At 32.8% G+C, this 25,917-nt stretch carries 27 protein-coding genes and 1 pseudogene; 12 read left to right on the top strand and 16 right to left on the bottom strand.

What is annotated here, in order from left to right; genetic code table 11:
• Positions 1-2 precede the first annotated feature (2 nt).
• From argC to truA, 4 genes are read left to right on the top strand one after another with little or no spacing between them, the layout of a single operon-like run.
• On the top strand, positions 3-1,037 hold the full coding sequence (gene argC / locus ACLGLP_RS04405; protein WP_492112077.1) for an N-acetyl-gamma-glutamyl-phosphate reductase: 1,035 nt from the start codon (positions 3-5) through the stop codon (positions 1,035-1,037).
• Positions 1,038-1,047: 10 nt separating this feature from the next.
• Complete coding sequence (gene mntA, locus ACLGLP_RS04410) at positions 1,048-1,437, top strand: type VII toxin-antitoxin system MntA family adenylyltransferase antitoxin (RefSeq protein ID WP_492112078.1); 390 nt, start codon at positions 1,048-1,050, stop codon at positions 1,435-1,437.
• Positions 1,434-1,853 (top strand): type VII toxin-antitoxin system HepT family RNase toxin, encoded by a 420-nt coding sequence (hepT, locus tag ACLGLP_RS04415; protein WP_492112079.1) that lies wholly within the window; start codon positions 1,434-1,436, stop codon positions 1,851-1,853. The genes mntA and hepT overlap by 4 nt, the downstream gene beginning before the upstream one ends.
• Before the next feature lie 12 nt (positions 1,854-1,865).
• Positions 1,866-2,672, top strand: coding sequence for a tRNA pseudouridine(38-40) synthase TruA (truA, locus tag ACLGLP_RS04420; RefSeq protein WP_492112080.1), 807 nt, complete (start codon positions 1,866-1,868; stop codon positions 2,670-2,672).
• Position 2,673: 1 nt separating this feature from the next.
• On the opposite strand, the gene ACLGLP_RS04425 is transcribed toward truA, so the two are convergent.
• Positions 2,674-3,243, bottom strand: a complete 570-nt coding sequence (locus ACLGLP_RS04425) for a DUF2179 domain-containing protein (RefSeq protein ID WP_492112081.1) — start codon at positions 3,241-3,243, stop codon at positions 2,674-2,676.
• 102 nt (positions 3,244-3,345) lie between these two features.
• Here ACLGLP_RS04425 and hisB point away from each other — a divergent pair, with 102 nt between their 5' ends.
• Entirely contained in the window at positions 3,346-3,930 is a 585-nt protein-coding gene (hisB, locus tag ACLGLP_RS04430) for an imidazoleglycerol-phosphate dehydratase HisB (RefSeq protein ID WP_492112082.1), read from the top strand.
• A 3-nt stretch (positions 3,931-3,933) separates the two neighbouring features.
• Here the strand turns inward: hisB and ACLGLP_RS04435 are convergent, their stop codons facing one another.
• Genes ACLGLP_RS04435 through topA form a run of 8 tightly spaced genes read right to left on the bottom strand, consistent with a single transcriptional unit; the run spans position 3,934 to position 12,050 of the window.
• Positions 3,934-4,443, bottom strand: a complete 510-nt coding sequence (locus tag ACLGLP_RS04435) for a CvpA family protein (RefSeq protein ID WP_492112083.1) — start codon at positions 4,441-4,443, stop codon at positions 3,934-3,936.
• Between the two features lie 5 nt (positions 4,444-4,448).
• Positions 4,449-5,921 carry a cysteine--tRNA ligase gene (cysS, locus tag ACLGLP_RS04440; RefSeq protein ID WP_492112084.1) on the bottom strand — a complete coding sequence of 491 codons (1,473 nt, stop codon included), beginning with the start codon at positions 5,919-5,921 and terminating at the stop codon, positions 4,449-4,451.
• 3 nt (positions 5,922-5,924) lie between these two features.
• A complete protein-coding gene (locus ACLGLP_RS04445) occupies positions 5,925-6,680 on the bottom strand; it encodes an ATP-binding protein (protein ID WP_492112085.1) in 756 nt (251 codons plus the stop codon).
• A gap of 6 nt (positions 6,681-6,686) precedes the next feature.
• A complete protein-coding gene (gene cimA, locus ACLGLP_RS04450; RefSeq protein WP_492112086.1) occupies positions 6,687-8,273 on the bottom strand; it encodes a citramalate synthase in 1,587 nt (528 codons plus the stop codon).
• Between the two features lie 17 nt (positions 8,274-8,290).
• On the bottom strand, positions 8,291-9,529 hold the full coding sequence (locus tag ACLGLP_RS04455; RefSeq protein ID WP_492112087.1) for an aspartate kinase: 1,239 nt from the start codon (positions 9,527-9,529) through the stop codon (positions 8,291-8,293).
• Positions 9,530-9,532: 3 nt separating this feature from the next.
• Complete coding sequence (locus ACLGLP_RS04460; RefSeq protein WP_492112088.1) at positions 9,533-9,832, bottom strand: J domain-containing protein; 300 nt, start codon at positions 9,830-9,832, stop codon at positions 9,533-9,535.
• Between the two features lie 9 nt (positions 9,833-9,841).
• The gene (locus ACLGLP_RS04465) at positions 9,842-10,378 is read right to left on the bottom strand and encodes a Slp family lipoprotein (protein WP_492112089.1); all 537 of its coding nucleotides are present in this window, start codon (positions 10,376-10,378) and stop codon (positions 9,842-9,844) included.
• A 16-nt stretch (positions 10,379-10,394) separates the two neighbouring features.
• Complete coding sequence (gene topA / locus ACLGLP_RS04470; RefSeq protein WP_492112090.1) at positions 10,395-12,050, bottom strand: type I DNA topoisomerase; 1,656 nt, start codon at positions 12,048-12,050, stop codon at positions 10,395-10,397.
• Positions 12,051-12,266: 216 nt separating this feature from the next.
• Between topA and ACLGLP_RS04475 the strand changes: the two genes are divergently transcribed.
• The 6 genes from ACLGLP_RS04475 (at position 12,267) to ACLGLP_RS04500 (ending at position 18,826) form a co-directional block, all read left to right on the top strand.
• Positions 12,267-14,534 carry a TonB-dependent receptor gene (locus ACLGLP_RS04475; RefSeq protein WP_492112091.1) on the top strand — a complete coding sequence of 756 codons (2,268 nt, stop codon included), beginning with the start codon at positions 12,267-12,269 and terminating at the stop codon, positions 14,532-14,534.
• Between the two features lie 17 nt (positions 14,535-14,551).
• Complete coding sequence (locus tag ACLGLP_RS04480) at positions 14,552-15,334, top strand: ATP-binding protein (protein WP_492112092.1); 783 nt, start codon at positions 14,552-14,554, stop codon at positions 15,332-15,334.
• A 151-nt stretch (positions 15,335-15,485) separates the two neighbouring features.
• Positions 15,486-16,295 (top strand): SAM-dependent methyltransferase, encoded by an 810-nt coding sequence (locus ACLGLP_RS04485; RefSeq protein ID WP_492112093.1) that lies wholly within the window; start codon positions 15,486-15,488, stop codon positions 16,293-16,295.
• Complete coding sequence (locus tag ACLGLP_RS04490) at positions 16,285-17,607, top strand: APC family permease (RefSeq protein ID WP_492112094.1); 1,323 nt, start codon at positions 16,285-16,287, stop codon at positions 17,605-17,607. The genes ACLGLP_RS04485 and ACLGLP_RS04490 overlap by 11 nt, the downstream gene beginning before the upstream one ends.
• 13 nt (positions 17,608-17,620) lie before the next feature.
• Entirely contained in the window at positions 17,621-18,337 is a 717-nt protein-coding gene (locus ACLGLP_RS04495) for a DUF4198 domain-containing protein (protein ID WP_492112095.1), read from the top strand.
• A 30-nt stretch (positions 18,338-18,367) separates the two neighbouring features.
• On the top strand, positions 18,368-18,826 hold the full coding sequence (locus ACLGLP_RS04500; RefSeq protein ID WP_492112096.1) for a hypothetical protein: 459 nt from the start codon (positions 18,368-18,370) through the stop codon (positions 18,824-18,826).
• Positions 18,827-18,911: 85 nt separating this feature from the next.
• Here the strand turns inward: ACLGLP_RS04500 and ACLGLP_RS04505 are convergent, their stop codons facing one another.
• The 7 genes from ACLGLP_RS04505 to ACLGLP_RS04535 form a co-directional block, all read right to left on the bottom strand.
• Positions 18,912-19,658, bottom strand: coding sequence for a DUF8196 domain-containing protein (locus ACLGLP_RS04505; RefSeq protein ID WP_492112097.1), 747 nt, complete (start codon positions 19,656-19,658; stop codon positions 18,912-18,914).
• A gap of 361 nt (positions 19,659-20,019) precedes the next feature.
• Positions 20,020-20,586, bottom strand: a complete 567-nt coding sequence (gene amrA / locus ACLGLP_RS04510; protein WP_492112098.1) for an AmmeMemoRadiSam system protein A — start codon at positions 20,584-20,586, stop codon at positions 20,020-20,022.
• Between the two features lie 8 nt (positions 20,587-20,594).
• Complete coding sequence (locus ACLGLP_RS04515) at positions 20,595-21,365, bottom strand: DsbC family protein (RefSeq protein ID WP_492112099.1); 771 nt, start codon at positions 21,363-21,365, stop codon at positions 20,595-20,597.
• A gap of 24 nt (positions 21,366-21,389) precedes the next feature.
• Complete coding sequence (locus ACLGLP_RS04520; RefSeq protein ID WP_492112100.1) at positions 21,390-21,917, bottom strand: nitroreductase family protein; 528 nt, start codon at positions 21,915-21,917, stop codon at positions 21,390-21,392.
• Entirely contained in the window at positions 21,883-22,599 is a 717-nt protein-coding gene (locus ACLGLP_RS04525; RefSeq protein WP_492112101.1) for a flavodoxin family protein, read from the bottom strand. The genes ACLGLP_RS04520 and ACLGLP_RS04525 overlap by 35 nt, the downstream gene beginning before the upstream one ends.
• Positions 22,599-23,504 carry a spermine/spermidine synthase domain-containing protein gene (locus tag ACLGLP_RS04530; protein ID WP_492112102.1) on the bottom strand — a complete coding sequence of 302 codons (906 nt, stop codon included), beginning with the start codon at positions 23,502-23,504 and terminating at the stop codon, positions 22,599-22,601. Before ACLGLP_RS04530 ends, ACLGLP_RS04525 begins: the two co-directional genes overlap by 1 nt.
• Positions 23,505-23,590: 86 nt before the next feature.
• Positions 23,591-24,502 (bottom strand): DnaJ domain-containing protein, encoded by a 912-nt coding sequence (locus ACLGLP_RS04535; RefSeq protein WP_492112103.1) that lies wholly within the window; start codon positions 24,500-24,502, stop codon positions 23,591-23,593.
• A 268-nt stretch (positions 24,503-24,770) separates the two neighbouring features.
• On the opposite strand from ACLGLP_RS04535, the pseudogene ACLGLP_RS04540 reads away from it, so the two are divergent.
• Positions 24,771-25,907: pseudogene (locus ACLGLP_RS04540) on the top strand (HAD-IC family P-type ATPase); the annotation flags it as partial.
• Positions 25,908-25,917 lie beyond the last annotated feature (10 nt).

Below are 25,917 nucleotides of genomic sequence, written 5' to 3' on the forward strand. Positions count from 1 at the left end.
CTGTGATCAAAGCAGCTGTTATTGGAGCTACTGGTTATACAGGTTTAGAACTTATAAGACTTTCTGAGACCCATCCTCACCTTGAGATATCAGTCATTACTTCAAGAGAAAAAGCAGGTAAAAGTCTTAGAGAGGTTTTTTCCTGGAGTGGTAAGTATGCGGATCTTATTTTTGAAGAACCTGTAGTTGAAAAAATAGCTGAAAAAGTAGAAGTTGTCTTTTTGTGTGTTCCTTCAGGTAAAGCCCAAGAAATGGCATATTCCTTTTTACAAAAAGGAATAAAAGTTATAGATTTTTCAGCAGATTTTAGGTTTAAAAATGTAGAAACCTATGAAGTTACTTACAATATAAAACATTCTCATCCAAAACTTTGTCAAAAGGCAGTCTATGGATTAACAGAAATTTTTAAAGAAGAAATTAAAAACGCAGAGCTCATTGCCAATCCAGGATGTTATCCAACTTCTGTTTTACTACCACTTATCCCTTTAGTAAAAAACAAACTAATAGAAAAAGAACCAATAATTATTGACTCCAAAAGTGGAACTTCTGGAGCCGGAAGAAAGGCGGAAAATTATTACAGTTTTTGTGAAGTGAATGAAGATTTTAAAGCCTACAAAATTGCAGAACATAGGCATAATCCAGAGATAGAAGAAAAACTTAGCTTATTTTCTGATACTCAAATTAAAGCTATCTTTACTCCTCATCTTTTACCTATAAACAGAGGCATTTTTTCAACTATTTATGTAAGATTTAAAGTTAAAAAGGAAGAAATCTACAAAACTTTAAGGGAGTATTACAGAGATAGCCCCTTTGTGGAAGTGGTTCCTTTGGGAGTGATTCCAAGAATTGCAGAGGTTAAAGGAACAAATCTTTGTAAAATAGGAGTTTTTGAAGATAAAAAAAGAGGATTTGGTATTATAGTTTCTGTGATTGATAATCTTATAAAAGGTGCAAGTGGACAGGCTATTCAAAACTTTAATCTAATGTTTGGATTTTCTGAAGATACAGGACTTCCAAAAACCCCCCTCTTTGTGTAAAATAGTATTTATGAGTAATTCTCCTGATGAGATTTTTGAAAAGCTGAAGGAATTTTTGGAAAAAGATCCCAACATTTCGTTTGCTCTTGTTTTTGGTTCTGCTGCAGAAGGAAGATTGAGAAAAGATAGTGACATAGATGTGGCTATTTATGTAACAAAAGAATTAGAGCCTTTAGAATATCTTAAGTTGGCAACAAAACTTTCTGACCTTATTAAAAGAGAAGTCCATTTAATTGTTTTAAATACGTCATCACCTCTTTTAAGACATAGAATAATGAAAGAGAGAAAGATTTTGGTTATTAAAGATTTTGATACTTATGCAAAGTTTAGAGAAAAAACCATGACAGATTATGAAGAATATTTGTATATAAGTGATAACTATAGACTGATAGAAAAGTGATAGATAAGGTTCTAATAAAAAACAAATTAAATAAGATTGAAACTTATTTAAAAGAATTAAGGGATGTAAATGTAAATACTTATGAAGAATATTGTAAAAATGTTATTTTAAAAAGATTTATAGAAAGAAATATAGAACTGGCTATAGAGCAAGTTATAAGTATATGTAAGCATATTGTAAGCAGATTAAATTTGAGAGAACCTACAAGTTATGCGGACTGTTTTGAAATACTTGCTGAAAATAAGATAATTAAGGAGGAAAATTTAGAAATTTACAAACAGATGGCAAAATTTAGAAATTTACTTATTCATATTTACGACAAAATAGATGATAAAATTGTATATCAAGTATACAAAGAACGATTAAAAGATTTTGAAGTTTTTATAGAAGAAATAAAAAAATTTTTTAATATTTGAAATGTTTAGAATATGTCTGAAGTTAATCTTCGCAATATCCGAATATTTATAGCTTATGATGGCACAAATTATTTAGGGTGGCAGATTCAACCTAAAGGACCGACTATTCAGGGATTAATTCAGGATGCACTTTCCAAAATTTTAGGGCACAAGGTTAAACTTAAATCTGCTGGAAGAACAGACACTGGAGTGCATGCCTTTTATCAGGTGGCACACTTTTTAACCACTTCAGATAGACCTCTTGAGGTCATTTTTAGAGCAGTAAATGCAATGCTTCCTCAAGACATAGTGATCTGGAAGATTGAAGAAGTAGATCTTAAATTTCATGCCCAGAGAGATTCACTTAAAAAAACCTATGTTTATTACATTTACAACTACCCAATAAGAAATCCTTTAGTAAGGCTTTATTCCTGGTGGGTTCCTGAAAAATTAGATTTATCTGCTATGAAAGCCTGTTTGCCGTTAATTATAGGAGAAAAGGATTTTGCAAGTTTTAGAAAATCAGGAACAGATATAAAAACTACAGTAAGAACAATTTATGAGGCAAAATTTAAGAAAGTTCCTGGCAAAAAACACATGATAGCGTTTGAAATAACAGGAAGAGGCTTTATGCGTTACATGGTAAGAAACATAGTCGGGGCTCTTGTTGAGGTTGGCAAAGGAAATCTTACAGTTGAAGATTTTCAGAGGATTTTAGAGGCAAGAGATAGAAAGGTTGCTCCACCCCCAGCTCCACCTCAGGGGCTATTTTTAAAAAAGATAGAATATCCAGAGGTAAAAATTATAGATAGTTACCCCAGGTTCAAGGTAGAGCTTTAACTTACTTTTTCTTTATAAAGAAAAATTTTTTGAAGTTATCAAAAAAACCAGTTTTATGAGGATATGTTTCTCCGCTGTATCTTTTAACTTCTCTTATGTCTTCAATTGTGTAAAAAGCTTGAGGACAGTGTGTTTGTATCAGATTTAAAAATTTTGAGATCTGTTTCCTTTTTATAACTGAAAATAAAATCATTATAGGACCTTCTCTTCCTTCAGCGTTAACTGAAGTGATTATAAACCCATTTTCTCTCAAAATACTTAGCAATTTTTCAGGATCTTTTCTGGTTATTACTCTCACAAGCACATTTCCTATAGCCAATTTGTTTTCAAGAGTCAATCCTACATAATTACCAAAGGCAAAACCAGAGGCAAAGGCTATATAGTAAAAAGGGTGATCAAGATGCTTTATAATTTGAGAAACCACAATAATCCAGATCAGTACTTCAAAAAAAGCTATAATACTTGCCTGGAGTTTAAGACCTCTTGTTAAAAGAACGATCCTTATTGTTCCAAGACTTACATCACAGATTCTGGCAAGAAAAATAATAAATCCGTTTACTATGTAATCCATCAGAATATAAAAAATATGGCTGAATTTTAATAAAACAAGCCTTTATTTTTGAAAAAAAATTTATATACTTTTTAAATCTGATAAATGACATTGGGGGTTAAAATGGAAATTGTTGAAAAAGAAAGGAAGACTTTTGAAACTGAAATAAAAATAAAGCTTGATTTAAACGGAGAAAAATTAGAAAAAAGCATTATAAATACAGGAATTGGATTTTTAAACCACATGCTTGAACTTTTTTCTTATCACTCAAGAATAAAACTTCAAATAGAAGCAAAAGGAGATTTAGAGGTGGATTTACATCATACTGTTGAGGATATTGGGATTGTTCTTGGAGAGGCAATAGATGAAGCTTTAGGAGAAAGAAAAGAGATTTCCCGCTATGGTGAAGCAACCATTCCTATGGAAGAGGCTTTAAGTCAAGTTGTAATAGATCTTGCAAAGAGACCATATTTTTATTACGATGTTAAATTTCCTGTTGAAAAAATAGGGAATTTTGACACCGAACTTATTGAGGAATTTTTAAAAGCCCTTTGTATGAACGGAAAATTTACTTTACATGTGAGGAATTTTTATGGGAAAAATGCTCATCACATAGCAGAAAGCATATTTAAGGCATTAGCTTATGCCTTTAGAAAAGCTATTGAACCTACTAAAGAAAATGTTCTTTCAACTAAGGGGATTCTTTAAGGACTACTCTATCTCTATCCCTCTGTTTTTAAGAAAGATTTTCCAGCTTTGTGGCATGATTTTAGAGGAAAACTTTAGATTGCATTTAATAACAGGATAAACTAAAGCTTTGTTTAAAGTTTGTTGAGAAGGAGGATAAGGTAAAACAAGGGCTATATAAAAAATCGTTATAAATAAAGCACCTTTTATAAAACCAAGAAGGGCTCCCAAAATGTAATCTGCCACTGTTAAATGAAATTTGCCGAGAATACTTAAAATTATAAAACCTGTTATTACAAAGCTAAAGTAAATTAGCAAAAAGGAAATAATAAAACTTAAGACAGGAAGTACTTTAGGATTAGAAGTAACCAAAGTTCCTACAAAAGGACTTATTTTTAAAGAAAGCCAGCCTGAATAAAGAAACGCAATTATCATTCCTAAAAAAGAAAAAATTACCCTTACAAAACCTGATAAAAAACCTCGTATTACAAAATAAGTTAAAAAACCAAGAGCAAAGTAATCAAACCATATCATAAAATTTACTCCACATACCAGAAAGTTTCCATTTTTGTGTCCTTTAAAATTATACCAGAATTTTTCAATTCGTCTCTTATTTTGTCAGCTAAAATAAAATTTTTTTCCTTTCTTGCCCTTTCTCTTTCTCTTATCATCGTTTCCACTTCTTCAAGGTTTTTACCGATAGATTGAAGTTTTCTGAGTCTTTCTTTTTTCCAGAATTCAATTGGCTCAGTTTTTCCAATTCCCAGTATTTTTCCAGAAAGTTCTTTTATTTTTTTTTCTATCTTTTCCAATAAAAGAACTTCTTCGGTAGTTAAATAGGGATTTTTGGTTATAAAATTGTAAATTTCGTTTTCAAGGCTAAAAAGATGCCCAAGGGCTAAAGCAGTATTAAAGTCTTCAAGAAGGGCTGAAATAAATTTTTCTTCAAATTCGTTTAAGGCTCTTTCAAGTTTTCTTGCCTTTTCAGAAAGGAGTCCTTCTTTTATTGGCTGAGCTTTTTTTATCCAGTATAAAGTTTCATAAAAACGATAAATTGCTTTTTCCATGTTTTTCACATTCTGCTCAGAATAATCTAAAGGACTTCTATAATGCGTTGAAAGAAGAAAAGCTTTAATTACTTCCGGATGAAATCTTTCTAAGAGGTATTTCATGGTTACATAGTTTCCTAAACTTTTAGACATTTTTTCCCCGTTAACAGTAATAAGTCCGTGATGAATGAAATATCTTGCAAAGGGTTTTCCGTTTGCACCTTCACTTTGGGCAATTTCATTTTCGTGATGAGGGAAGATTAAATCAAGTCCTCCTCCATGAATGTCTATGGTTTCTCCCAGATACTTTAGAGCCATGGCAGAACATTCTATATGCCAGCCAGGACGCCCCTTACCCCAGGGACTTTCCCAGAAAGGTTCCCCTGGTTTATAGGCTTTCCAGAGAGCAAAATCTAAAGGATTTTTTTTCTTCTCAGAAACTTCAATTCTTACTCCTGCAATTAATTCCTCAATCTTTCTTCCAGAAAGCTTTCCATAAGAAGGAAATTTAGCTACTTCAAAATAAACATCTCCATTGCTTTGATAGGCCAATCCTTTTTCAATGAGTTTTTTTATAAGAGCTATTATTTCAGGAATGTGCTCTGAGGCTTTCGGTTCGTAAGTTGGTTTTAAAAGCCCTAAAGCCCTGGTTACTTCTTCGTATTCTTTTATGTATTTTTCCGTTAAATCCTTCCAAAAAATTCCCTCCTTGTTTGCACGATTTATGATTTTATCGTCAATATCAGTTATATTTCTAACATAAATTACTTCGTATCCTAAAAATTTAAGAAATCTGTAAAGTACATCAAAGATTACTGCAGATCTTGCATGTCCAAGATGAGAAGAATCATAGGCAGTGATTCCGCACACATACATGGTTACCTTAGGTGGATTTAAGGGAACAAACTCTTCTAATTTTTTCGTTAAAGAATTATAGATTTTTAAAGTTTTTGATTTCTCCATATCTTAAAGATTAATTTTTTCAAAAAGTTCAAAAGCCTTAGTTTTTAAAAGATTTTCCCATTTAAAAACTGGAACCTTTTTAAGTTCGTATTCTAAAAGAGTTTGATCCTGGGGAAGGAATCCAAGAAATTTTATGTTTTCTCTTTTTATTATATCTTCTATATGTTTCTTTAGTTCATTTTCTTTGTTTTCGGGACACAAATTTACTACCAACCAAATATTTTCTGCCTTTATATTTAAGGCTTTAACGAGCTCTGCAATTCTTCCAGCAGTTAAAATTCCTCTTATACTTGCATCCGAAACAATTATGAGGTGTTCCATTTCAGTAAGATTTAGTCTTGAAAGATGTTCCATTCCTGCTTCATTATCTATAACTATGTAAGAATAAGCCCTTATAAGATTTTCCAAAGCATTTGAAAGAAAACTGTGAACAGGGCAATAGCAGCCTGATTTTTCTGGATAGCCCATAACCAAAAGATCAAAAAAACGATCTTCTACAAGGATTTGATTTAACATCAGTTCTACATATTCGTATCTTGACATGAAATTTGGAACTTCCTCTTTAAGCAATTTTTCTCTTAGCTCACTTAATGTTAGATTTATTTCCACTCCCAAAAGCTCATTTAAGTTGAAATTGGGATCTGCATCTACAGCAAGAATAGGAATTTTATTGTTTTGGATTAAAAAGTCAATTAAGAGCGAAGCTAAAGTGGTTTTTCCTGTTCCACCCTTTCCTACAAAGGAAATTCTAATAGACATAAATGTTTAAATTCCCCGTTTATCAAGAAAGAGTTTGTAAGTGTAAGAATCTATAAGAGCTTGGCAACTTGCTTCAAGAATGTCTGTAGATACTCCTACAGTTCCCCATTTTTTATCTTTACTTTTAGAGATAATAAGCACTCTCACTTTAGATGCTGTTCCTGGAAGACCAGGAAGAACCCTTACTTTATAATCTTCTAATTCCATTTCCTTTATTTGAGGATAAAACCTTTCAAGAGCTTTTCTTAAAGCATTGTCAAGGGCATTAACGGGTCCGTTTCCAAGAGCAGCAGTATGTTCAACTTCTCCAACTCCAGGTGGGACTCTAACAAGAACCGTTGCTTCAGCTTTTGGAAAATGCTGATCTACTTTTAAATCAAATACTTTATAGCTTAAAAGCTCAAAATACTGTTTTGGTTCCCCCATTAATTTATAAATGAGAAGCTCCAAAGAGGCTTCTGCAGCTTCAAATTCGTATCCTTCAGCCTCCAAATTTTTGATCTCCTCAACTATTTTATTTAAAAGAGGACTGTCCATTTTAAGATCTATGCCAAATTCCTTAGCTTTATAAATGATGTTACTTTTTCCTGAAAGTTCTGATACGAGAACCCTTCTCGTATTTCCAACAGCAAGAGGATCTACATGCTCGTAAGTTCTTGGTGATTTTAAAACTGCAGAGACATGAACTCCTCCCTTGTGTGCAAAGGCTGAACGACCTACATAAGGAAGACGAGGTGGATGAGGAAGATTGGCTATTTCAAAAACATACCTTGAAACCTCAGTCAGTTTGTGTAAGTTGTCTGCACAACTGCAGTTATATCCCATTTTTAAAACAAGATTTGGAATGATTGAACAAAGATTTGCGTTTCCGCAGCGCTCCCCAATTCCGTTTATCGTTCCCTGTACCTGGATAGCTCCCAGCTTAACAGCTTCTAAACTATTTGCTACTGCGCATTCTGAATCATTGTGGGCATGAATTCCAAAAGGAAACTTTTTGCCCATTCTTTTCTTAACTTCCTTAATTATTTCTACAAGTTCAAAAGGAAGAGTTCCTCCATTGGTATCACAGAGCACAATGCAATCTGCTCCTGCATCTCTTGCCCTTTTAATGGTTTCTACAGCATAGTCTGGGTCTTCCTTAAATCCATCAAAAAAATGTTCGGCATCGTAAAAAACTTTTTTAACATGGGCTTTAAGAAATTTTATAGAATTTGAAATAATTTCTAAATTGGTTTCTAAATCAGTTTTTAATGCTTCCTTTACATGGACAGTCCAGGACTTACCAAAAATAGTTACAACTTGAGTTTTAGCAAGGAGAAGTTGCTTTAAGTTCTCATCTGTTTCTGGAGTTTTTTTAGGATGATGGGTACTTCCAAAGGCAACAATTTGAGCATGTTTAAGGTTATAATTCTTAATTTCTTTAAAAAATTGTAAGTCCTTAGGATTTGAGCCAGGCCAACCTCCTTCTATATAATCAATCTTAAATTCATCCAATTTTAAAGCAATTCTTATCTTATCTTCTAAAGAAAAACTAATCTCTTCTGCCTGAGCCCCATCTCTTAAAGTAGTATCATAAATTTGAACCTTTTTCATAGCCTCTAACTCAAATCTTAAAGTTTTTCTTCTTTTATAACATTTTCTTCTCCAAGTTTAAAAGCTTCGTGTAAAGCTCTTACTGCTAATTCTGTATATTTTTCATCTATTACACAGGAAATTTTTATTTCAGAAGTAGAAATCATCATAATATTTATACCATGTTTTGCAAGGGTTTCAAACATTTTAGTAGCTACTCCTGGATGAGCCCTCATTCCTGCACCAACTATAGAAACCTTAGCTATTTTATCATCTCCTTCTATTCTTTCTGCAGAAAGTTTTTTTCCTACTTCTTCTATAATTTTTAAGGTTTCTTTGTAATCTCCTCTTGGCACGGTAAAGGTAATATCTGCTTTTCCATCAGGACGGGCGGTTTGAATGATCATATCCACAACGATTCCTCTTTCTCCTACAGGACCAAAGATTTGTGCTGCTACCCCTGGTCTATCTGGAACCCCGTAAATACTTATACGAGCTTCATTTCTATTATAGGTAATTCCAGAAACAAGAACTTTTTCCATCTCTTCATCCTCCTCAGTTATTAAAGTCCCCTCTGAATTGGTAAAGCTTGATCTTACAACAAGAGGAACTTTGTAAATCATAGCAAGTTCAACTGAGCGCATTTCTAAAACCTTGGCACCACTGCTTGCCATCTCAAGCATTTCCTCATAGGAAATCTTTTTAAGCTTTCTTGCATTGCTTACAATTCTTGGATCAGCAGTATAAACCCCTTCTACATCAGTATAAATTTCGCAAAGATCAGCCTTTAAAGCTGCAGCAAGTGCAACAGCGGTGGTGTCAGAGCCACCTCTTCCAAGAGTAGTAATATCCCCTTTTTCTGTAACTCCTTGAAAACCTGCAACAACTACTATTTTTCCTTCAGAAAGAGCTTCTCTTATTTTATCAACCTTTATTTCCTTTATTTTTGCTTTAGTAAATAAATCGGTAGTAATTATTGGAATCTGATATCCTAAATATGCAATAGCAGGATAACCAAGGCTGTGAAGCGTAATAGCAAGCAAAGCCGAACTTACATTCTCCCCTGTTGATACGAGAAGATCAAGCTCCCTTAAAGGTGGATTTGGGGTTATTTGCTTTGCAAGATTTATGAGTCTGTCTGTTTCACCTGCCATGGCAGAAACAACTACCACAAGATCGTGTCCCTGTTTTTTGTATTCTATAATTCTTTCTGCAACAGCTCTAATTCTTTCTAAATTGGCAACAGAAGTTCCACCATACTTTTGCACTATTAACATAAGCTACTCCTTTTTTCCCCAAATGGGATCTTCTCCAAATCTTTCAAACCACCACTCATCAGGGCTCAATTTAGTGTTTTCTATAGACTCTAAATCAATTATGTAATTATCGCAATACTCCATTAAAAGTTCATAAGCAAAATTAAGCTTTTTAATCATTTCTTCACTTCCTCCGTGGTCAGGATGACATTCCTTCGCAAGCTTTCTATACTGTTCAATAATTTCTTTTCTCGTAGTTTTTTTAGGAAGTTTTAAAATCTTTCTTGCCTCTTCAAGTTTTTCAAGCTTGTCTTTTAAAGACATCTTTTTAATTTAAAAACACCACCAAGGACAATACCACCAAGGATACCAGTAAGGATGCCACCAGGGGCACCAATAACAAGGATAAGGTTCTAACTCAACTTTTAACTCCTCCTTCCATAAGTGGAAAACCTTTCCCTCAATTAGCGGGAATTTATAAGGTCTTTCCCCGATTTTTCCTTCTTTCAATCCTTTAAAAATTCCTGAAACAGTTATTAATCTTCCAGGAGAATATATAGCACAATCTAAAAAATCAGGAGTTTCTACCTGAAATCTTCCTTCAGACTTTGTATCAACTTTTGGTCTCCCTTCAGAATCTAAAGGAAAGTAAACAACCTCTAAAAGGGTTATCATTTCCTTATTTACACAACTTACGATTTTTCCTCCCCAGAGAACATTAACATCTTTATACTTTTCGGGTGAAGCCAATACTTGAGAAATTGTCGCATTTCTGTCAAAGCTTAAACCTTGGAATTCCTTAGGTAAAGTTGCACATCCGTAAAAAATAAACATCAAAATAAATAGTAAGCACAATCTAAAGCTAAACATCAGAGCTATTATAATATTATTTTAAATACTCTTCAAGAACTTTAAAAACTTCTTTTACTGTGGAGTAGTAATCTTTTTTATTATTAGCAATTTCATCAAGTGCATTTTCAAGGTTTGCAGTAAAGTTATAATCCATAAAGAGGGGAGTTCTTTTTTCTAAAAACTCACAAACTTTTCTTCCAAGTTCCGTAGGTTTAAGATACTTTCCCTCTTTTTCCACATAACCTCTTTTCCAAAGAATATCAAGAATAGTAGCATAAGTTGAAGGTCTGCCAATTCCAAGAGATTCCAATTTTTTAATAAGACTTTGGGGAGTATATCTTTCGGGTGGTTTAGTAACGTGTTCCTTGATCTTACATCCTTTTACTTTCAATACATCTCCCTCTTCTAAATCAGGAAGTTCCGAAAGTTTTTCTTCTTCGGTCTTTAAAAGAGCTAAAAAACCATCAAAGAGAAGTTTTTTTCTTTTCATTTGAAGTTTTAAATTAGCTGGGAGAGTATCACTTCTAAATTCGTAAGTTCTTTCAAGATACTTTGCTTCACTCATCTGGCTGGCAAGGAAAAATTGTTTTATTAAACCATAAAGAGCTTCTTCTTTTTTGCTCAAAAAAATTTTTTTTCTTTCAATTTGAGTTGGTCTTATGCACTCGTGAGCATCTTGAACAAAGGCTAAAGTTTTTATCTTTCTTTCTTTTCCCACATATTCTTTACCAAAAAACTTTTCTATGTAAGCCCTTGCTTCCTTTTTTGCAAGAGGGCTTACCCTTATAGAATCTGTTCTCATGTAGGTTATGTATCCCTCTTCGTATAGTTTTTGAGCAATTTTCATGGTTTCTTTGGGAGAAAGAGAAAGATAATTTCCAGAAACCTCAATAAGAGTGCTTGTTTTTAAAGGGTAAGGAGGATACTTTTTAAGAATTTTGTCTTTTATACTGAAAAGCCTTAAAGTTTTTCCTTCAAAATACTTTTTAAAATATTCTAAAAGAGTTTCCTTGTTTTCTTTTTTTAAAAGTTCTTTTTTTGAGATAAGCTCAAGTTCGTAAAGTTTCCCGTTTTTGTCTTCTGCCAGCACAATGAGGGAATAACTTTTTTGAGGGATAAAGGTCTCTATTTCTTTTTCTCTTTCTACAATTAGTCTTAAGGCAGGGCTTTGCACTCTACCTGCAGAAAGGGGCTTTTTAAAACTTCTGGAAAGAAAGGGAGAAATGAGGTATCCAATAAGTCTATCTGAAACCCTTCTTGCTTTCCAAGAAAGGTAAAGATTTTTATCAATTTCTCTTAAATTTTTAAAGCCCTCTTTTAAACCAAGTTCTGTAATTTCCTGTAAGGGAAGACGGAAAAACTTAAGTGAGGATTTGACCTGGCTTAAGTATTCGTAAAGATGGTAACTTATGGCTTCACCCTCTCTATCTGGATCTGTTGCAAGATAAATTTCTTCAACCTTTAAAACTAATTTTTTAAGCTCTTTAAGAATCTTTCTTTTACTTGGTAAATATAAAAAAGTTGGTTCAAAAGTAGAGAAATCAATACCAAGATTTTTGGGAGGAAGGTCTTTTATGTGCCCAAGTGTTGCTTTTAAGATAAAGTTTTCCTTTGAAGAGTTTAATAGTTTTTTAAGAGTTTTTATCTTACTTGGCGATTCAACTATTAATAGCTTTTTAGAGTTTTTCATTTTTTTTCAATTTACAGAGATAAAAAGATTAGTCAAGATAGAATCGGGTTTTTACTGTTAAAAGTTTTAAAAGTAGCAAAAATTTGTAGTTATTTTTAAAAAAATCAAAGAAAATTAATAATACTTCTTATAAACTTTAGCAATTTTATAATATTATACTTGACAATTTTCTATAATTTGATTAAAAAATTTTTAAATTCTTAAAAAGGGGTAAGTATGATAAAAAGGTGTTTTGTAGCCTTAAGTGTTTTAGGGCTTTTGGGAAGTTTAGTTTTGAGCATGCCTTGTTTAGGAGAGGAGGTAAAGGAAGGTAAGGAAGAAAAGGAGCTTCCAGAGGTTGTGGTTAAAGGGGAAAAAATTATTGTTCCCACAAAAGAAACTGCAGAGACGGTTTATACAGGGGTTGAGATAACAAGAGAAGGATTAGAAGTTTCTGGAGAAAAAGGAAAGGGGAGTGTTTGGGAGGCTATAAGTATTATTCCGGGAGTATCTTTTGAAAGTGTTGATCCTAACAATCTTGCAGCAGAGCAGTCAAATATAAGGATCAGAGGTGTTAGAGGTTATTTAGGAGGAATGACAGTTCAAGGGATTCCTAATTATGGAGGTAACCCGATAGGACCAAGAGATTATCTTTATGATTTAGAAAATTTTGAAAGCATTGCGGTTTACAAAGGTGCCATTCCTGTTGATCTTGGAGCAGGGGTGGGAAACAGGGCAGGGCTTATTGAGCTTAGACCAAGATGGGCAGAAGAAAAGTTTAATTTTGAAGTGAAGGGAGTTTATGGAAGTTTTGATTATAAAAGAAGCTATGTAAGAATTGATACAGGGAAACTTGGTCCCTTAGGTACCCGTTCCAGTATAGCTTATTCTTATACAGAAAGTGATAAGTGGAAGGGTCCTGGTGACCTTGGTCCAAGACATAATATAAACTTTACGCTTGTTCAGCCTTTTGGGGAAAAATTAGAAATTAAGTTTTTAACCAACTTTAATGAAATTGAATATGATCAATATAGGTATCTCACTTATGATCAGGCAAGAGATATATCTGGCTATAGAAGGCTTGACTATAACGAAAATCTAACAGGTGATCCTAATAAAGACTGGCTATATTATAAGTATAATAGAGCTAAACATATAAACAGAGATTATATGGGATTTATAGACTTTAAGCCAATAAACAACCTTAAAGTAAGTTTAAAAGCTTACTATTTAAGTGAAGATGCCAAGATCTGGGGAGGAAGCTCTAATCTTCAAGGAAAACCAGGGGTGACGAAAAGAACAAGAGATATTGAGAAAAAAGGACTTATACCTGAGATTTATTTTAGCTTTAAAGGGATTAATTTATTTTTGGGATACCAGTATGAAGAAGCCGATATGAATATTTACACAGAAAATTACTGGATTGAGAACAGCACAGGAAATTTAATTTACAGAGGATATGGAGTTATGGCAACTACTGGAATGACCTACATAAATAGTCCTTACGCCAAATTAGCAGGAACTATAGGAAATTTTAACTGGCAAGTTGGTTTAAAATATTTTAGATTTAAAGATTCAGACAGTAAAGGATATACGAGTAAAATAGTTAATGGGACCATGATTTTTGAGAGAGCTCCAGATCTTGATAGAGAAGGAAAGGTTTATGATATCTGGCTTCCTACAGCTGGGGTTTCTTACTCTTTTAATCCTAATCTTGAAGTCTATGCAAGCTACGGCAAAAACTTTATAAGACCCTATGCCTACATGCCTCTTGTAAATACTTATAATCGCTTAAGATCTCAGTTTCAGAACGCAGGTATAACTTTAAACGACCTTTTTAAGGGTTTCGATATTGAATATTCCTATAATTATGATCTGGGATTAAGATTTAGACATGAATTTTTAGAAATTAATCCCACTCTCTTTTATTCCAAACACAAAAAACTTTTAACTACTATTTCAGATCCGAGAGTAATTGATCCAACAACAAAAAAACCAGTAAATTATCAGCAAAACATTGGTGAGGCTACAGGATATGGTTTTGAGCTTAATGTAAATTTTATTCCTTCTAAAAATTTAACTCTTTTTGTTAATCCTACATATGTTCACTTAACTTATGATGAAGATATAACCTATGCAGGAAATACCCTTGATACAGAGGGAAAACAAGTTGTTGATGTTCCAAGATGGAGTGTGGTTGCAGGTGCAATCTGGAAATACAGGGGATTTACCATTACTCCTGTAGTAAAATATTTAGGAAGAAGATATGGAGATGTTGAGCATGATGAGAAAATTCCTTCTTATGTGGTTTGCGATTTAAGTTTAAGTTATGAAAAAGAAAAATTTTATGGATTAAAGAGCTTTAAAGTTGGAGTTAACATAGACAACCTTTTTGATAAAAAATATGTCTCTGTTATAAATGCTATGGATGATGCAGTATCTGGGACAAGTTATGGAGCAGGTGCTCCTTTTTCTGTTAAAGCTTTTATAAGTTTTAGTTTTTAAGAAGGGGGGATAAAAGTATGAAAAAAGTTTCAGTTTGTGGAAAAGGTGGTGTAGGTAAAAGTTTTGTCGTATATGGTCTTGCTAAGGCTTTTCTGGAAAAAGGAAAGAAGGTTATAGTAGTTGATACTGATGAGAGTAATCAGAGCTTGTATAAGTTTTTTGGTTTTAATGAACCGCCTTCAGATTTTATGGAATTTCTTGGTGGGAAAGAAGCACTTAAAGAAAGGTTAATGCAGAGATTTAGAAAAGATGAGAAAGAGCCTGAGGTAAAAATTTTTGAAAAGGAGTCTTACACGCTTGAAGAAATACCAGAAGAGTTTTTAAAAAAGAAAGGAAATCTCTTTCTTATAAGTATTGGCAAAATAAAGGAGCCTATGGAGGGTTGTGCCTGTCCAATGGGGGCTTTAAGTAGGGAATTTCTTGAAAAAATAAGGCTTAAAGAAGATGAGATAGTAATTGTTGATACCGAGGCAGGGATTGAGCACTTTGGAAGGGGTGTAGAAAAGGGAGTAGATACAGTTATAGCAATTGCTGAGCCATATCTGGATTCAATTGAAGTGGCAGAAAAGGCATTAGCCCTTGCCCAAGAGATGGGAAAGAAGGTTTATTTAATCTTAAATAAAGTTCCTAAAGAGCTTGAAAACAAAGTTAGAGAGACAGTGGAAAGAAGAGGATTAAGTATTGCAGGCATGATTCACTTCTATCCCGAAGTTTATAGCTTCTCCATTGAAGGTAAGATTCCAGAGAAAGTTCACGCTTTTAGCGAAATTAAAGAAATTTTGGAAAAGCTTTATGCATAGCTCAAGAAAAATCTTGATTTTAATATATTTTAATATGTCTGATTTTTATAAATGTGATTCCTTCCTATGCTATGGAGGGACTACAATTACTGATTTTGTGAGAAAAGCTAATATAGGTTCCGTAAAATTTAAGTTTTAAAGGGGTGGAGCTATGAGAAAAGTGATTTTTACTTTAGTTGTTTTAATCTTTTTAGGTGTTAATTTGTGCTTTGCTCAGAGCAAGGAAGGAAAGCTTTACCTTGTAAGTGTAGGGGTTGGGGACCCAGACAATATTACCCTTAAGGCTTATAAAATTATAAAAGAAGCTGATGTCATTTTTTGCAGTAAATGGACTTGTGAAAGAGTAAAAGAACTTATCAATGGTAAGGAAATTCACGATGCAGGGTTTGGAGTTGGCTGGGCTTATTACAAAGTAAAAGACGAAAGATTTAACTTAGAAGAAAAACAAAAGGAATTTGAAAAGATAAACAAGATTATAAGGAATGCTGTAAAAGAGGGTAAAACTGTTGCTATATTAGATGATGGAGATCCAACAATTTTTGGACCTCACATTTGGTATATGGATGCTTTTAAGGATTTAAATCCGAAGATTATTCCTGGAGTGAGTGCCTTTAATGCGGGGAATGCAGCTATAAAGAGTTCTGTTGTTGGTGGCTGGAGTAAAAATAAAACGAGAAGTATAACTCTTGCAAGTGGTTTTTCAGATCTTGAAAAGCTTGCTCAAACAGGTACAAATCTCGTTCTATTTACTATGAGAATAAAAGACATAAAGGAGGTTCTGAAAAAACTTGAAAAATATTACTCTCCCCAAACTCAAGTTATTTTTGTTATTTATGCAGGCTATAGTGATAAAGAGAGAGTGATAGCTGGAACTTTTGAGGACATATACGAAAAAATTAAAGATGTTAAACTTCCTTTTGAGTATATAGTTTACATAGGGGACTTTGGTGTTGGAAAGTAGGGCTTTTTCTGTTATTCTCAGGAGGGAAGTTGGGCTTATTCCGTCTATTATGCTTGTAGTGGGGAATACTGTAGGAACGGGAATTTTTACTACTTCTGGTTTTATTATGAAGGAATTGAGAGACCCAGGTGCATTATTACTGGTTTGGATTTTAGGTGGTATGGTTGCTTTTTTTGGAGCTCTTAGTTATTCTGAACTTGGTAAGATTTTTCCTAAGGCAGGAGGTGAGTATGTCTTTTTAAAAGAAAGTTTTGGTGAACCATTTGGATTTCTTGCTGGATGGATTTCACTTATAGTCGGATTTTCAGCTCCCATTGCTGCAACTTCTATTGCCTTTTCAAAATACTTTTTAGAGCTTTTTAAACTCAAAGACTTTGAAATGTATTTTAATTTTTCCTTATCCAAAATTATAGCAATTTGCATTATTTTGATTCTCTCTTTTATTCACTTAAATAGAATAAAAGTAGGAGCTAATTTTCAGACAGGTATTACTCTTTTTAAGATTTTTTTTATTTTAGCCCTAATAAGTTTTGGTTTTTTGCTGAGTAGAGAAGAATTTAACTCTTTTGGATTCAAAGAATTAATTCCAAAAAAGGAGGCAGTTTTTAATTTAAGTTTTCCTATTTCTTTTATTTATGTTATGTATGCTTATAGTGGCTGGAATGCCTCAACTTACATTGGAGAGGAGATAAAAAATCCCGAAAGAAATCTTCCCCTTTCTCTTATTTTGGGAACGCTAATAGTCATATTATTATACCTTGGGCTAAATCTTCTTTACATAAGAACTTTATCTATTGATGAAATGTCGGGTGTTTTAGAAATAGGTGCTAAGACTGTTGAAAAGATTTTTGGGAAGAAACTTTGCTTTGTCTTTACAGCTGGAATAACTTTAGGACTTCTTTCAGTTTTAAGTGCTATGATTATGGCAGGTCCTCGGGTTTATTATGCTATGGCAAGGGATGGAGTGTTTTTTAAAAGTTTTTCAAGAATTAATCCCAACACCAGAACACCTGTTTTTTCAATTTTATTTCAGGCATTAATTGCAATTTTTATGGTTTTAACTTCTACTTTTGAAGCTTTACTGCTTTACATTGGTTTTACTCTATCTTTATGCGCAAGTCTAACAGTAGCAGGTCTTTTTAAATTAAAGAAAAAGCTTGACTTCTGTGCCCTTATCTTTATCCTTATAAATTTCTGGATAATATTTTTTACTGTGTTTACTAAACCTTTAACCCTTTTAGCAGGAGCTTTAACCATTTTGGCAGGATTGTTCCTATATTTTTTGAAATTTAAATCTTATAAAAACTTATAAAGGAGGGAGTACCATGATTAAGACTTATCTAAAACGCAGTTTCCTTGGGCTAATAATGTTTCTTTTTTTAGTAAGTTATGGTTTTGCCCATATGCTCTGGATAGAAAGGAATGATGGAAAATTTGAGGTTTTTTGGGGACATGTTGGGAAAGTTGAGCCTATTCCTAAATTTGAAAAAGAGATAAAAGCTTTTGATAAAAAAGGAAAATCTTTAAAGCTAAAGGAAGAAGCTAAAGAGGGAAAATTAATCTTAGATATTGAGAAAAAACCTTCCTTGATTGTCATTTCTATGAAAGGAGTTTACATAGTTACCACACCAGAGGGGAAAAAGAGGATGGATAAAATTGAGGCTCAAAAGCAGGGATTACAGGTTGTAGATAGTGCCTGCGTTTTTCAGGCTACTAAGGGCATTTTTGAGGACTCCTCAATTTTGAGGAAACCTTTAGGCTTAAAGCTTGAACCAATTTTTGTTGAAACCCCCTACAAAGGTAAAAACAAAGTTAGAGTAAAAGTTTTATATGAACATAAACCTGCAGAAGGGGTAATTATTTTTAATGCCTTTCACAAAGAGCTTGCAAAAACTGATTCCAAAGGTATGGTTGAATTAAACTTAGAAGACCTTAAGATAAAGGAAGGATATTATGGTTTTGTAGCTTTTTATAAGGTAAAGGTTAACGATCCTAAGGCTGATTATTATTGGTTTATGACTTCTTTAACCTGGCAGAAATAAATTAAAGGTTTGAAATAAATTAAGGGTTTTATGAAAAAAATTATCTTTATTTTTGTATTGTTTTGGATATTGAGTTTTCAGAACCTTTTTGCACATGAGGTTAATTATCAGGTAAAAGAGGGGAAAGGGGTTTGTGTTAGTTTCTTTTTTGCTGGTGGTGAGCCTATGAATTACGCAGAAATTGAAGTTTATGCACCAGGAGAAAATATAGTTTTTCAAAAGGCAAGGACTGATAAAAATGGAATTTTTTGCTTTATGCCAGATAGAGATGGAATTTGGCAGGTTTTTGCAAAGGGTGAGACAGAACACGGATTGCACGGAGCTAAAGTAGAAATAAAACTAAACCGAAAGCTAAGTATTGAGGAATTTAAGAAGCCTCTTGTTGCAAGGTATACAAAAATTTTTATAGCCCTTGGAATTGCAGGTTGGATTATTGGAATTGTAGGACTTTACCAGATGTTAAAAGGTTATAAAGTTTTTAACCGGTAGTTTTTAAAACAATATTTAAATTTTTAGAACTTTTCTTTGCTAAAAACTTGGCTGATTGGCTTTTTGGAAGATATTTTTGTTCACATTACCATTCAAAACTTTGCACAACAATTATTTTTTCCTTTTTAGCAAGGTCAATAGCTTCCTTAGTTGCAAAATGAGTGACAATAAGTTTAACTATCTCAACCTCTCCAAAAGTCTCTTTTAATGCCTTTTCCTTTTTCTTAAGCTGCTTGAGAGTTTTTTCAAAATCCTTCTTTTTCTCCTCAAATCTAATCTTTGACTCACCTATAATATAAACTTCCTTACCGTTAAGTTTACCCTTGGCAAAAAAGTTAATTTCTTCACCTTTAATGCGAGTTCTAATAAATCTTTCAATTATTTCAATTCCATATTTTTCTTTTAAAAAAGAAGGAAGACGTCTATAAGCTTCGTTTTCAAAAGCATAGCTGAGACTTGTAGTAAAGCCTCCAAAATCTTTGCGAAGTTTATCAAGATCATCTCTCGTTTTTCTATGCTCTTCAACAAGTTTTCTAAGTTCCTCTTCAGTTCTTTTCTGAGCTTCAGCAAGGGCATTAAGTCTCTCCTCAGTTTTTCTTTGAGCTTCAGCAAGAGCCTCAACTCTCTCTTCTGTTCTTTTCTGTGCCTCAGCCAAAACCATCAGGGTATTTGAAATTTTTTCTACAATATTTTTAAGCTCAAGAAAATCTTCTCTCCTCACAGTCTCCCCGATAACTTGATCAATTTTCTCAAGAATTTTAAAGAAAATTTCCCTCAAGTGAGGTTCAAGATTTTGTAATTCACGATAAAGATCAACTATTAAAACCCCCATATCTTTTCCCTTTTTAAAAATTTAAAAATTTTAAAAAAATTTAGGACATGTTTTTTAATTTGTCAACTTTAGTAAAATTTAAACTTCTTCAAATTGCTTTAATTATCTTTTACAGCTCGCTTGTGAAAGGGGGTTGATCAAGCTTTGAATATAGATGTAGCTATTTTTTGTAAAAATAAGATTTCTACAAAGACTTTAATGGAGATTGAAAAGGAGCTTGAAAAACTTCCTATTTTATAAGAAATGTTGAGGTTGTTGACCTTGCAAGAGTAGAAGGGATTAATATAGAAAAGTTCCAAAGAACTTTTGAATGCTTCGAAAAGACATATAAAAAATTTGAATCTAAAATATTTCCAAAAGCTTAAGAAAGAAAAGTATTTAGACAATCGCTTTCTTTAAAGACCTCAGCAGTAAATAAATAGATTTTGGCATCAGGATCTTTGTAACAATCAGGAGGAAGCCCTGCTTTAAGACAAACATGTTCTAAGAAGGTTTTCTTATCCCAGTTATACTCCACAGGAACTTGTGGAAGTAAAACCCCTCTATGAATCCCTTTTACCAAGTAAACCCCATGTTTTCCAACTTCTACTTCTTCAATTGTTCCAGGTTTTAAAGGAGAAAGAACGGAGATTTCAATTTCTATTAGAGGCAATTCTTCAGCTTTAAGAGGTGGAAATCTTGGATCCTCAAAGGCAGAAGATAAAGCCATTTTTTGAATGCCTTCATAAAGAGGATAAATAGGCTCAAGAACTCCTATACATCCTCTCAAATGTCCCTCTTTTAAAAGAGTTACAAAAACCCCTCTTTTTTCCCAGAGATTCTTATATTCCTTAGGTGGGAAAATTTTTTCTTCTTTCTTTGTAAAGTAATTTTCTAAAGTTTTTCTTGCCAGTTTAAGGCAAAAAATTTTTTCTTCTTCCTGAAGCATCTTAAGAACTAAAATTTACTTAGTATGTAAGTTTCATTTATAATCCCGGATTTCATCTCTCCGTCAGGGAAAATGAAAGTAGGAGTTGCTCTAACCTTTAAATCGTTAATTAAGTAATCAATATTTTTATCTATTTTTTTCTTTCCAATTTCACATTGATTGAAGCTTTTATAACCTTCCATTAGCTCCTTAAATCCTTTTTTATCACAAATAAGGGATATAGCTTTAGCTTTAGCATCTGGATGAAGCATTTCAAGAGGTAAGAGAATAACCTTTACAGTGATTTTTCCCTCTTTTACCAATCTATCAAGGATGGCTTCTGCTTTTTTACAATAAGGGCAGTCTGGATCTGTAATTAAATAGACAACATTATTAGATTTTCCGTAAACTATATCAGTCATCTTGTCGAGCTTAGATAAATCGCTTTTAGAAAGCACTTTTTTATTTATACTCTCAAGTTTTTCCTGAGTTAAATTTTTAAGATTTTGAAGATCAATAATGCTTCCACTAAATATATATTTTCCTGAAGAATCTATATAAAAAATTCCTTTTTGAATGTCAGAGAGTTTTACAATAACCTCGCAGATACCATCAATGGGGGTTTTTCCAACACTTTCGATCTCAATTCCTTTTTGGACAGATTCTAACCTTTTCTTTACATCTTCTTTGCTTGGACAATTGTTTGAAGAACTTTTTACGCTATTACAGGATATAAAAAAAACGAAACCCAAAAATAATACAAAAACACTTTTTAAATTTAAGAATTTTAAATTTTTCACGACAGCCTCCTTTTTAAAAAAGATTTAAAATTCCTTAATAATAAAGTGTTCCAAAGGATACCTTCCAGCCCTTTCGCTCTTATCATCAGGATATCCTATGGAGATAAGAGCGCACATTTCATATTTATCCTTTGGCAAGCCTAATACTTCTTTTACTTTATCCTCATTTTTTAAAATTTCTCCAATCCAGCAAGTTCCAAGTCCGAGGGCATAAGCAGAAAGAAGCATATTTTGAATACAAGCTCCGGCTGATTGATGATCCTTTATTTGATGATATATGGCATTTTTGTCAAGGAAAACTCCCACTAATACAGGAGCATTTTTCACAAGTGCTTTATATTTAGTAAGTTCAGCAATTTTTTCTTTTATTTCTTCTGACCAGATGATAACAAATCTCCAAGGTTGATTGTTCATTCCTGAGGGAGCCCAAATACCAGCTTCTATAATTTTAAGTATTTTTTCTCTTTCGGGAATCTTGTCTAAATATTTTCTTATACTTCTTCTCTCAAATACAGCCTTAAAGACTGCTTCTTGAAATTGTGTTTCTTTCATAATCTTTGCTTTCAAACTTTTTAAAAATTTTTAATTCTTCAAGAACTGCAATCCTTATTTCTTTTAAAAGTTTTTTGTCATCTAAATAAGTCAATTTGGTCTTTTCTCCTTTTAAAATTTTTATCATATTTGTTACCAAAAGTCCAATGTTTATAGCATCCATAAGAGCTTTATCGTCCCAGATAGCTTCTTTTCCTTTATAAGAGTAGGCTATTCCCCAGGGAGGAATTATAGCTCCCATAGAGGTAAGAGCAGTAATTAAATATCCGCAGGTCCAAGGACCGCCAGCATCAGCTCCCACAGCAATTGCTCCCACAACTTTTCCTTCCATATAACTTGGCTCTCCATAGCTTACCATATTTTCAAGACATGTCATTCTATCTATCAAAATTTTTAAAGGACCTGAGGGAGCAAACCAGTAAATAGGAGTAGAAAAAATCAATCCCTCAGCGTCATTTATTTTTTCTAAGATTACCTTTCCATAATCGTCAAAAATACAAGGAAATTTACAGGTAGGTTCAGAATCTAATATACAACCTATACAGGGTTTTATCTCTTCATCATAAACACTGACAAGTTCAGTTTTTGCTCCTTCTTTTTCTGCAGCTTTTAAAGCAGAAAAAAGAAGCTGGGCTGATCCTCCATCTTTATGAGGAGAACCTAAAATTCCCAGCACTTTCATTATTTCAAAACCTCCTTCCAGAATTTTGGTAATCCAAAAGAACACTTATGGACTTCATGGGTATAGTAATAAGTATTAGGGATTTCTTTCCATTTTGGAATTTCCGGATTAGGATAAGGGCATCTCATCAAATATGCATTATCCCCTCCAAAGGAAGGGACATTGGTTCTATAACAATAAATTTCTTTTTCAGGATAAACCATTTTAAAAATTTTATAGGTTTCAACAAGAATGTTTTTCATAGTAAAAGGAGTTCCGCACTGCTGAACGATAATTCCTTTGGGACAAATTTGAAGAAGCATTTGATGAAAATCTATACCAAAAAGAGCGTGGGAAAGCTCTTGGGTAACTCCAGTTTCAGTAACATCAGGATCTGTTGAATCTATAATTACCATATCAAAAACTTCTCCTGCTTCTTTATATTTTTTAACCATCTCATAAGCATCTGCTACAATAAGCTTTAATCTGGGATCCTTTGGATTTTCAGGAAGAAGTTCAGGAAAATATTCCTCCACTATTTTAGGTATTCTGGGGTCTATATCCACAATTATAACCTCCTCAATCTCGGGATACTTAAGAAGCTCACGGGCAGCTCCGTAATCTCCTCCTCCGCAAATCAAGACCCTTTTTATTGAATTTTCAGGAGAAGCTTGCACAGGAATATGAACAAGGGCTTCATGATAAATGAATTCATCTCTTGAAGTAAATTGTAAATTATTGTTTATAAAAAGCATTCTTCCCCAGAACTTATTTTCTAAAATATATATATTTTGCAATCCAGATTCTCCATAAATAATTCTTCCTATATAAGCAAACATGTAATCTGTATTAACAAATTCAGCAAAAAGAACTCTAACCCCTTTGTCTTCAGTAAATAGTGCATTAGCCATTATTTCTTTGACCATAAAGAACGCCCCAACTATGAAATTCTTTGAAAGACTAAAAAAATTTTAATCATTTTGAGGTATTTTGTCAACAAATAAGATAAAAACTAAAGACCAGTGCTTCTCAATTTTTCAATTAAGTTTTTTTGTTCTAAGGTTAGTTTATCGGGAATTTTTGGTTGAAGAATTACATACAAATCTCCTTGTTTTCCTCCCTCTAAAGGCAATCCCAATCCTTTAAGTCTAAGTTTTGCACCGGGTTTAATTAAAGGAGGAACTTTAGCTTTTACCTTTTTTCCTTCAGGTGTTGTTACTTCAATCTCATCTCCTAAAAGGAAACTCGTGAGAGGAATTTCCTTTTCAATTAAAATGTTTCCATTTTCAACCTTATATTCAGAATCTGGAACAATTCTTACTTTAAAAAGATATTCCTTGGTTTTTCTTCCTTCTTTTCTTTTTATTCTTAAAATCTGCCCATCTTTTACTCCTTTAGGTATTTTTATTTTTATAGTTTCATAAGTTCCAGGAAGAACGACTTCTTTTTCACCCTGTTTCATAATTTCTTCCAGGGTGAGGGGTAAATCTATTTGTATAGTTTCATAAACTTCTCCAAAGGGTGAAAATTCTTCTTCAAAGTAGGTTCCAAAAAGGTTGCTAAATAAATCTCCTAAATCAAAGATAAATGTTCTTCCGCCTCTTCTGTTTCTCTTGAAAAATCCTCCAAGATCAATTCCCAGGTCTCTAAAAACACTTTCAAAGTCAAATCCTCTAAAAATATCCTCAGTAGTATATCTTTTCTCAAACTCTGCAGAACCATACATATCGTATAATCTTCTTTTTTCAGGATCAGAAAGGACTGCGTAAGCTTCATTTATTTCCTTAAATTTTTCTTCAGCCTCTTTGTTTCCACGGTTTCTATCTGGATGATATTTCATAGCAAGACGACGATACGCCCTTTTTATTTCCTCTTGGGTAGCATTTCTCGGAACTCCAAGAATTTCATAATAATCCTTAGGCATAGATTTACACCCCCAAAATCTGTTTGTATTTTAAAAATAATTTCTAAAAAAATAAAAATCAAGATTATTCAAAACTGATGTGTGCGATTTTGAAAATTGATATAAAATTAAATGTTAGAAATGTGTCATCAAGATTTTCTTTTCTGTATTTTTTATTATTTAGGATTTTTGAGTGTATTTGGAGCTATTGGTGCAGATATATTTATTATCTGGAATAGCTTTAAAAGTAAGAAAAATAGAAAAGGAAATGATTAAATGGAAAAGATAGATATTAAAAAAGGGTCTCAGTTCTAAGGAAGCGGAAGAAAAGCTCAAAATATACGGTTTCAATGAAATTCCTGAAAAAGAAGAACCTTTATGGCACAGAATTTTTCGTAGATTTTGGGGACCTATTCCTTGGATGATCGAAATTGCTGCAATTTTATCAGTTCTGGTTAGAAAATGGGAAGACTTTATCATTATTACTATATTACTTTTTGTAAATGCCTTGGTTGATTTTTGGCAGGAAAATAAAGCCCTTTCAGCTTTAAAAGTTCTGAAACAAAAATTAGCTAAAAAAGCTTTGGTGTTAAGAGATGGTGTTTGGCAAGAAATTGAAGCTAAATATCTTGTTCCTGGAGATATTATAAAAATTAAAATAGGAGATATAGTTCCTGCCGATGTAAAGCTTTTAGAAGGCGATTTTATCTTAGTAGATCAATCAGCTCTTACAGGTGAATCTTTACCAGTAAGTAAAAGTAAAGAAGATGTAGTTTACTCTAATTCTATTGTAAAACAAGGAGAAATGATAGCTTTAGTTACTGCTACAGGATTAGATACTTATTTTGGAAAAACAGTAAAATTAGTTACCAAAGCTGAAAAAGAAGAAAGATCTCATTTTAAAGAGATGATTATAAAAGTGGGAAATTTATTAATTGCTATGGCTTTTGTTCTAATATTTTTAATGATTTTGGTAGAACTTAAAAGAGGAACTAATTGGATCGAATTAATCAGATTCTCCTTAGTTTTATTGGTAGCTTCTATCCCGGTTGCTTTGCCAGCTGTGCTTACAGTAACTATGGCTATAGGAGCTCTTTATCTTGCTAAAAAGCAGGTTATTGTGAGTAGATTAGCCTCTATTGAAGAACTTGCTGGTGTTGACATTTTGTGTTGTGATAAAACCGGAACATTAACAAAAAATCAGATGACTGTAGCAGAACCTTTTACTGTTAAAAATTTTAATCCCGAAGATTTAATGTTTTTTGCAGCCCTTGCCTCCAAAGAAGAAAATAGAGATCCCATAGAGATACCTATTTTTCAATGGCTAAAAAATCACAATTTGTATAATAAAATTAAAAATTGTAAACAAAAGAAATTTATTCCTTTTGATCCTGTCAGAAAAAGAACAGAAGCTCTTATTCAGTGTGGAGAGGAGG

It is taken from the genome of Caldimicrobium sp. SLHALR3, assembly GCF_058692735.1.